This window comes from Planktotalea sp. (genome assembly GCF_050633725.1).
Classification (GTDB): domain Bacteria; phylum Pseudomonadota; class Alphaproteobacteria; order Rhodobacterales; family Rhodobacteraceae; genus Planktotalea.
In genome coordinates this window covers 45776-54592 of record NZ_JBOEHB010000026.1, presented here as the reverse complement: position 1 = coordinate 54592, position 8817 = coordinate 45776, and the positions used below count along the sequence as shown (strand labels likewise).

The 8817-nt window shown below is 53.0% G+C and carries 8 protein-coding genes; 3 read left to right on the top strand and 5 right to left on the bottom strand.

What is annotated here, in order from left to right; all coding sequences use genetic code 11:
• Together ACRBCU_RS17050 and ACRBCU_RS17045 are read right to left on the bottom strand one after the other, a co-directional pair.
• A partial coding sequence (locus ACRBCU_RS17050) for an NADH:ubiquinone reductase (Na(+)-transporting) subunit B (RefSeq protein ID WP_431366593.1) occupies positions 1 to 1099 on the bottom strand: 1099 nt, incomplete at its 3' end.
• A gap of 3 nt (positions 1100 to 1102) precedes the next feature.
• Positions 1103 to 2443, bottom strand: coding sequence for a Na(+)-translocating NADH-quinone reductase subunit A (locus ACRBCU_RS17045; protein WP_431366592.1), 1341 nt, complete (start codon positions 2441 to 2443; stop codon positions 1103 to 1105).
• Positions 2444 to 2634: 191 nt separating this feature from the next.
• Here ACRBCU_RS17045 and ACRBCU_RS17040 point away from each other — a divergent pair, with 191 nt between their 5' ends.
• The 3 genes from ACRBCU_RS17040 to ACRBCU_RS17030 all read left to right on the top strand — a co-directional run bounded on the left by ACRBCU_RS17040 (position 2635) and on the right by ACRBCU_RS17030 (position 5027).
• A complete protein-coding gene (locus tag ACRBCU_RS17040; protein ID WP_431366591.1) occupies positions 2635 to 3666 on the top strand; it encodes an FAD:protein FMN transferase in 1032 nt (343 codons plus the stop codon).
• A gap of 12 nt (positions 3667 to 3678) precedes the next feature.
• A complete protein-coding gene (gene nqrM, locus ACRBCU_RS17035; RefSeq protein WP_431366590.1) occupies positions 3679 to 3921 on the top strand; it encodes a (Na+)-NQR maturation NqrM in 243 nt (80 codons plus the stop codon).
• 347 nt (positions 3922 to 4268) lie between these two features.
• Positions 4269 to 5027, top strand: a complete 759-nt coding sequence (locus ACRBCU_RS17030; RefSeq protein ID WP_431366589.1) for an N-acyl homoserine lactonase family protein — start codon at positions 4269 to 4271, stop codon at positions 5025 to 5027.
• Between the two features lie 58 nt (positions 5028 to 5085).
• Here ACRBCU_RS17030 and repC read toward each other — a convergent pair whose 3' ends face one another.
• The 3 genes from repC to repA form a co-directional block, all read right to left on the bottom strand.
• The gene (repC, locus tag ACRBCU_RS17025; RefSeq protein WP_431366588.1) at positions 5086 to 6246 is read right to left on the bottom strand and encodes a plasmid replication protein RepC; all 1161 of its coding nucleotides are present in this window, start codon (positions 6244 to 6246) and stop codon (positions 5086 to 5088) included.
• A gap of 171 nt (positions 6247 to 6417) precedes the next feature.
• On the bottom strand, positions 6418 to 7410 hold the full coding sequence (gene repB, locus ACRBCU_RS17020; protein ID WP_431366587.1) for a plasmid partitioning protein RepB: 993 nt from the start codon (positions 7408 to 7410) through the stop codon (positions 6418 to 6420).
• Positions 7407 to 8594: a plasmid partitioning protein RepA gene (gene repA, locus ACRBCU_RS17015; RefSeq protein WP_431366586.1), complete on the bottom strand. Its 1188-nt coding sequence runs from the start codon at positions 8592 to 8594 to the stop codon at positions 7407 to 7409. The genes repB and repA overlap by 4 nt, the downstream gene beginning before the upstream one ends.
• Positions 8595 to 8817 lie beyond the last annotated feature (223 nt).

Sequence of the window (8817 nt, the reverse complement as noted above, 5' to 3'; positions counted from 1 at the left end):
GGATCGCCAGCATCATTCCCTCCACGCGGATCATCACCACCATGAAGCCGATCAAGGCTCCGTAAATATAGCGGCCCATGTTGGTGTGCGATCCTGAAACAGGCTCCGTCACCATGAACACAAGACCAAAGGCATACCCGCCCACAACCAGATGCCAATGCCACGGCATCGCAAACATCGGATTGCTGTCAGACCCGATCATGTTGAGCAGCAGCGAGAACCCGATCATGCCGCCAAGACATCCTAGTACCATGCGGTAGTTGGCAATCTTAGTGACCAGCAGGAACACCAATCCAATCAGCGCCGCCAGCGTTGACGTCTCACCCATTGAGCCCGGCATAAAGCCAAGGAAGCTGTCCCACCACGTCAAACCTTGCGCCGCCAGCGCTTGGTAGCCTTCAGCAGCAGAGACCGCCAACGCCGTTGCGCCAGTAAACCCATCCACAGGCACCCAAACGGAATCGCCTGATAACTGCGCAGGATATGCAAAATACAGGAACGCACGACCCGTCAAAGCTGGGTTAAGAAAGTTCTTACCCGTTCCGCCAAACACTTCCTTGCCGATCACAACGCCAAAGATAATGCCTAGCGCGACCTGCCACAAAGGCGTGCTCGCAGGCAGGATCAGCGCATACAGCATCGAGGTCACAAGGAAACCTTCGTTAACTTCATGGCGGCGAACCGTCGCAAAAATCACCTCGAAAACACCACCCGCAACCAGCGTGGTGATATAAATCGGCAGGAAGTACATCAAACCGTGCAACATATTCGCAAGCGGGTTCGCTGGGTTGTACCCGATTCCAAGCGCGCCAATGATGCTCGCGCGCCAGCCAGATGGACCAAACTCGGCAATCGCCGAATTGGTCTGGAACCCGACATTATAAAGACCCATCAAAATGCAAGGGATCGTCGCCAGAACCACATAGGTCATGATCCGCTTCATATCAACGTAAGAGCGCGCATGTGGCGCAACCGTCGTCACAGTCTTGGGTGTGTAGATAAAGCTCTCGATCATTTCATAGATCGGGAAATATCGCTCCCACTTACCGCCCTTTACGAAATCCGGCTCGATCCGGTCAAAGAAATCTCTCAGTCCCATCGATCAGCCCTCTTTCTCGATAGTCGCTAGGCAATCGCGCAGCGCTAACCCGTATTCGTATTTCGCAGGGCAGGCAAAACCGGCCAGCCCCAAATCTTCTTCATCCAGTTCCATCGCGCCAAGCGCTTGGGCTTGATCCGTGTCCATGGTTAAAAGCGCGCGCAGCAATTGCGTTGGCAAATAGTCCTGCGGCATCAATGTCTCAAAGGTGCCAACCGGCACCATTGCGCGCCGTCCACCGTTCAAATTCGACGTCAAAGGAAACAACCGCTTGGACATGGCAGAGCCAAGAACAGGCTGAACCGCATATTTGCTAAACATCGGGCGGATCCAACCCATAGGGATCTGCTTGTGATCTTCTTCGATCAACGTGACCTGACGCGCGTAACGGCTAAGATAACCATCTGCCCCCTGCCCCATGCGTCCGCTTAGAACCGAGCCGGAAATCATCCGCACAGGACGATCAAACGGCATCTCAGCAGCGGCAATATCGTCCATCGACGCGCCAACAATCGTGCGTACCAAAGTCGGGTTCGCACACATCGGCCCTGTCAACGCAATCACGCGCGCAGCATCATATGTCCCTGTTTGCAACAAACGACCAATCGCGATCACATCTTGATAGCCAATCGTCCAAACCGACTTGTCACCATGCAGCGGCTCAAGGAAATGAATATGCGTGCCGGCAAGGCCAGCAGGATGCGGACCAGAAAACTCGGCCTGCTCAACCTCGGCCAAATCCGCACCAGGAACATCCGCGCCTGTCTCGCGGCACAGATACGTCTTGCCTTCGCTCAAACGCGCAATCGCTTTCAAGCCTTCGACAAATGCATCTGCTTGCGCGCGAATGATCGGCGCGGGATCGGCGGCCAAAGGCTCCGAATCCATCGCCGTGACAAAAATCGCACTCGGACGTGCCTCAATTTCAGGCACTTTCGAATAAGGACGCGTTCTGAACGACGTCCAGAGGCCAGCAGTAGCAAGGCGCTCTGCCAAACCATCAGCGCTAGACGAATCACCTACAGCAGAAAAATCAATTGGTGCGCCCTCGCCGCCCACTTCGATCTCTACGCTAACGAGCTTGCGTCGCGCACCGCGATTAATCGCTTTGATTCGTCCGGAAACTGGGGAAACGACCTGAACCAGAGGCGAATCTTTGTGTGAAAACACAGGGGTACCGGCAACAACCTGATCACCGACCTCAACCGCCAACCGCGGTTTTAGCCCAATATAATCATCGCCAAGAAGCGCAACTGTCTTAACGTCGGGTGTGACTTCAGTGGCATTTGTTAACCCGCCCGTAATGGAAAGGGTCAGACCTTTTTTTAATGCGAATCGCTGCACTGCTAACCTCGTCGAGACTACTTTTGGACCGCATATCAGATACAACAGAAGCGGAAAGCAAAAAGTATTGTGTACCATTGTATTCCGTGCTGGATAACCGAGGTAAAATCTGTTGAAAAGACCAATATTGTCGCGGGACAGTACAACATTGCCGTGCTACACCGCACCCGATTAAGAATTGAGGTATATCCGTGTCCCAAGCTCTAAAACTCTCGCGCCGCAGCTTTATGGTCATGCCGCTGTGTCTTGCCGCTGCCTGCAAACTGGGTGATTCCATTCTGAAGGTCACGGGCCTGACAATGGGCACCACATATAATGTAACGGCCGTTGACGCGCCCCGCTCTGTCACCAAGTCTGATCTTTCAAACGCTGTGAACAACGCTTTGAATGTCGTAAACGCTCAGATGTCCAACTGGGATGCCAACTCTGAAGTGTCTCGCTTCAATGCCAGCACCTCGCTTGACGCTCTCAACGTCTCTCCCGAGTTTGCCGAAGTCATGAACGCAGCCGAGCAAGTGCATCTGGCAAGCGGCGGTAGCTTCGACACAACCGTTGGTCCTTTGATCGAACTCTGGGGCTTTGGCGCAGATGCTCAAACGCTCAACGTTCCAAGCGCAGACAAGCTTGCAGCAGCTCAGGCCAAGTCAGGGCACGCAAACACTTTGAACGTCGCATCTGGCGCGCTTCAAAAGAAACAAGCCGACGCAAAAGTCTATCTTGCCGCAATTGGTAAAGGCTACGGCGCGGACCTCGTTGGTCGTGCGCTCGAAGATCTCGGTGTGAAAAACTACATGGTTGAAATCGGCGGCGATCTTTATGCCTCTGGTCTCAATGCTGATGGCACACCTTGGCAGATCGGTATCGAAACCCCTGACGCATCCGCGCGTGGTGTTCTTGATGTTGTCTCCGTTTCTAACGTTGGTCTCGCCTCGTCTGGTGATTACCGCAATTTCTTTGAACAAGACGGTCAGCGTTTCTCGCACCTGATTGATCCACGCACCTCTCGCCCGGTTACGCATAATACTGCTGCGACGACCGTTCTTGCAGATAACGCAATGTTAGCTGATGCATGGGCCACCGCTTTCCACATCCTTGGCAAAGACGAAGGCCTCGCACTCGCAGAAGAGCAAGGCCTCGCTGTTCTCTTCACCGAGCGCGACGCAGCAAACGCAGGCTTCACCACAACTGCAAGCTCCCAGTTCCAAGCAAAGATCAGCGCATAAAGGATTGCAGAAATGGCAACGTTTTTCCTGACCTTTGGCTTACTCATGCTGATCATGCTCGGCATGGCAGCGGGCGTTCTGTTAATGGGACGCTCCATCAAAGGAAGCTGCGGCGGGCTAAATGCTATTTCTGATGCGGATCAATGTCTCGTTTGCAAGAAAGACATTGATCCCGACAGCCCTCTGCGTGAACGGCTTCAATGCCCCCGCGCACGTAAAATGCTTGAAAACGCAGGCCTCGATCAAACCGACTAAACGCGGTTTGATCCTTTAGCCACCTAGGTTCAGCGGCACAAACGCTACGCTTAAAAACGCCGTTGCTGCCAGCAATCCATACATCCAAAGCTGCCAGGTTGGCCCCTCGTCCTTCCAGACGCGCCGGTAACGATGCCCAGCCCAACAGCCCAATACAAAGATAATTGTGGCAAACATGGGCGGCAATGACAGCTCAGACACAGGCTTTCTCCGTTTGATCTGCGCCCCAATACCTGAGCCGAGGGCAGAATAGAAACCCTATTCTGCCCCCTGCCCTTTCATCTTTGGGAATGCTCGCAAATGTCATACCATATCCCTTCCAGCAGCGAAGCATGGGATGCAGGCACATGAACCTAGATGGCTATATCAAGGGAAGCCCGACTCAGCTTTTCATTTTGGACTATGGTCTTTTCCAAGTTCATTCTGACAAACGGATTATCGGAATCTGTGGTTTTCTTATCCGCACCAGCGCAGGCGAGAACATTCTCATCGACACAGGGTTTCACCGTAGATACCAACGCGATGCACAAGCGGCCTCCGAAGAGGACGGGTTGTTAACGTTTGGTGAACTCCTAACCCTAGAGCCACAAAACTTCCCCCACGAACAACTCGCTCTTTGTGGCATTGATACCTCTGAGATTGATCTTCTTATCATAACACATACCCATATTGATCACGTGGGTGGAATTGCAGACTTCCCAGACTGCCCAATCCTCATGTCCCAACATGAACGCGCTTTACCTCAGCCAATCTATTGGGCTGATACCCAATCGCTTGAATGGCCCGATCGTGACTATTTCCTAATCAAGCAAGACACCCTGCTCGCCCCGTCGTTTTGTATTTTACATGTCCCAGGTCACACTCCAGGTCAGCTCGCGTTCTTGTTAACGTTGCCAGACACGGGCCCTATTCTTTTGACAAGCGATGCCATTTCACGACCCTGCGAAGTGGATCAAGGATTTGCTGGTTCATGGGACGAATCAGCAGCCTTGAAGAGTGCTAACCGATTGTTAGACCTCGCTGGAAAAGACGATGCTTTTATCATCTATGGTCACTGCCCCAAGCAATGGTCATCTCTGCGCAAAGCGCCACGCTCGTACAGGTAAGGAAAAGTTCACAGTTGTGAACTTTGAGTTGCAAGAGGCGAGTTCACAACTGTGAACTCTATGCCAGTCGTCGTCTAGAAATAGCCAAGAGCATCGGGTTGCAGGTGAATTTTCCCTGCTCAGCCTTGCTCGTTAAGTGCCGCAAATATCCGTTCGGAGACCTGATTTCGCCAAACCGCTCTAACATCGCAACAATAACAATTGCAGCCTGTTCAATTCCCATTGATTTCACAGCGCCTTTCCAAATCGCCGACGAAATGCCCATCATAGGTCTAACCCGATCAGATGCGTGAATGAGGTCTGACCAAGTGTTCAACGGTTCTGAAAAGTAGCTGCCAATTTCTAAGCAATTTGACCGTACGAAAGCGAGCGAGATTTTTGACTTTTGAAGCTCATCGCCGGTTTCTGCTTGGTCCTTCTCCACTAGGTTTTCATCTTCTATTTCTATAATTGAATTATGATGGTGTTGCTCATTTTGAGCTTCTGTGCTGCTCATTTCTTCTGGAAAATGTGTGCTGATCGTGGCTTGAAGTTCTGCCAATGTAGAAGCAACTTTTGAGGTCAAAAGCTCTAACTGTTCTCCATTCAACTTGCGGCGCAATTCACGTGCATACAACTTTGCCTGATCCTCAAAAGCATTCCAGATTTCAAGTTCGGCGCGTTCCAGTTTTGCGAGTTCTGAGAGAGCAGTTAAATCGCGAAGCATTAAGGAGGTGTTAAGACGTAGTTGGTCGATCTTAACCTTTTCTGCACGAGCGATATCGGCGGTCGCTCTGATTTCTTCGTAGCGAATGACCAACGGTGTCAGATCAAACCCAAAGGCTTGTTGCTCGGAGCCAAAACTACGCTTGAAACGCTTTCCATTTGGGCTGTCTCGTCGAATGAGAAACCCAGCCTTGATCAAGCTGGCGAGGTGGCGGCGCATCGTTGAGCAGGGCATGCCATTCAACCGCGCGCAGATCGTGGCGTTGGCGGGATAGATGATGGGTGGCTCGTTCTTAATGCTGAGCACGGTGTCTTGGTGAAAACTCAACAAGGCCTGCAACACGGTCAAAGTGCGATCGGATAATTCAAAGGACTTGCGCGCGACGCCTAGTTCGCGAAGCACCTCCCATTTATCGACTGGGCTTGCTTGTGGGTTCGGGGTTGGCTGCGCGAAATCTTTTAGACGCGCAGCATCATAGGCGCGCCGAAACGGCGTTCTGGGGTGATAGCTCATAATTTTTTACACGAAAGACAAGTTTATTGGGCCCGCGAATCACTTTGGACTTGCGAAAAATTGCTCTGAACCCTACCTTTGAAATGCTACTTACAAGGGTCTCGTGGGGTGAATGCTTTGCGGGACCTTTTCTATGTCTGCTAAGTGCCTCCTGTTATTATCATTGCTCGTTTAGTCCTCATTGCGCTGGTTAAAGCGCGTGTGAAGATCGTCCAGCACGTCTTGCATTTGGGTTTCTAGCCAATCTGCAAACGGACCTTGTTGTAGCTCTACTCTTAACCCTGTGGATGTGCGGCTGAGCGATCCTGCAATCTTGCCATCTGTTGTCAGGGCTTGGGCCTTTGGTTTGGCCTTGGCTTTGGATGGTTTTTGCGGGGCAGGGGGGGCGAGTTTGCTCCAAAGGGCTTCAAACACCTCAACGGAAAGATCGCCCTGTTCGGGGTCTTGAATAACCGCATCAACAAGGCGGGCATCGCGAGCGTTCTCAGCGATGTCGATCAGTTCTTGCGGCGTGTAACGCGCGGCTTCGATGGCTTGACCCAAGGCGTCCCAACGCGGGCGGCCAACGCTATGTGCAGGGCCAATCGCGCGCACAAGTTCGGGGCCGACGGCAGAGATGATGCCAAGCGCCATTGAGATCGAGGACTTGGTAACTGTCAGCACCTCGGCGACGCGGATTTGATTGCCAAACCCGCTTTCAATCAGCTCATGGGCAAAGAGCGCTTTTTCGATATAGCTGAGATCGCGGCGCGCCATGTTTTCGGAAATCTGCGCTTCGACAGCGTGATCCTGATCAAGATTGGCAATGAGCGCTTTGATCGTTTGCACGCTATCTGAGCGGCGAATGGCCTCTAGGCGTCTACGGCCATAGACCAAAAGATAGCGATCTTTTTCGCTGGGATGACGCCGCACAAGAATGGGCACGGTTTGGCCCGTCGCCTCTATCGAGGCGCGCAGATCGTCGATGTCAGTTGGATCAAGGCGGTCTGCGATGCGATCATCAATGATGTGGTAAGGATCGAGATCCCAAACCTTGTGACTGTCCACAGCGTCGCGCGCCGCGCGCAAGGGGCGCGAGGTGGACATGGACGGGGGCGGAGCAGGAGAGCCAGCGGCCGCCAAGGTATCGAGCATTGCCATGCGCTTCTTTTTGCTATCGCTCATGTGCGGCCCCATGTTTTCTGGATCAAGTCAGCGACCTCGCCATTGAGCGCATCAAGGCTTTCGCGCGCACGATCATAGGTGGCGCGGGTAAAGCTGGAGCGTTCGACTTCGTAGAGAGTTTGCTTGGTCAGTCCCGCATCGGAGATCGCGGTGGATTTGAGCATTGGCGCGTTCAGCACATTGTCCCCATACATGGTGCGCAGGAAAGCAACGATGCGGTTTTGCGGCGCGTCGGAGGGTTCATATCGCGTGAGCACATAGCGCATCCAATCGTGGGACATATCTGCGCCGCTGTCTGCAATGACGTCCATCAAATCGGCGGTCATGCGTAGAAACTGGCTCATCGACATAACGTCGAGCATTTCGGGGTGGATCGTGACCAACACGCCTGTCGCGGCAGAGAGCGCGGACATGGTGAGAAAGCCAAGCTGGGGTGGGCAATCGATGACAACGATGTCGTAATCTTCCTGCACGGATTCTAGCGCATCCTTTACGCGGAAAAAGAACAGCCCCGCATTGCCGCTGCTGAGCGCGCGAGGGGTTTCGTGTTCAAACTCCATCAGTTCGAGATTGCCGGGAATGAGGTCCAGATTGGGGATATATGTGGGTCTAATAACCGACTTTATCGGGACAGGGTCCTCATAACGGATCGCATCATAGAGCGTGCCACCCTCTGGTAGATCGACCTCTGGCTGCACGCCGTGAAGGGCCGTGAGCGAGGCTTGTGGATCAAGGTCAATGGCAAGAACGCGGTAGCCTTGCAGGGCAAGATATTGCGCGAGATGCGCAGAGGTGGTGGTCTTGCCTGAGCCGCCTTTGAAGTTCATCACGCCGATAATTTGCAAATGATCCCCGTCGCGCCGACCGGGAAGGTAATCGCCGGGATTGCGCGCGGTTTTTTCAAGCAACTCGCGCAGCGCTTGCACGTCATGGGCGCTATAGTGGCGACGATTGCCGCTGGTCACTTCGGGATTAGGGCCTTTGCCGTCCAGATGCAGTTTGCGCAGGTAACTGTCGTTGATCCCAAGTAGTGCTGCGGCCTCACCAGAGGTAAAGGTGCGCATTTGTTTGGAGGCATCCGGCGGAAACAGGTTTTCGCGCTGGACATGCAACTGGTTTGCCAGCCATTCTGAATGGTGACGAATAACACTATTGAGGGAGTCCTCGGACGGGGCTCTTGTCATGGTCTGCTCTCTTGCGCCTTATTAGGCTCTGCTTTGCTCGGGCCAGCACCAATTTAGTGTCTAGCTAATCAGGTCACGGTTTTTATCGTGTACCCATCTTTTTCCGTGACTATTGACCGAAAGGCGGGATTCGCGCAAGTGGATTATCAAGACCTGTGTTTTGCCAATCTCTTGTCGGCCCTTGTGAGCTGAAACCAGTTTGGTCATTAAGGGAAACAAGTTT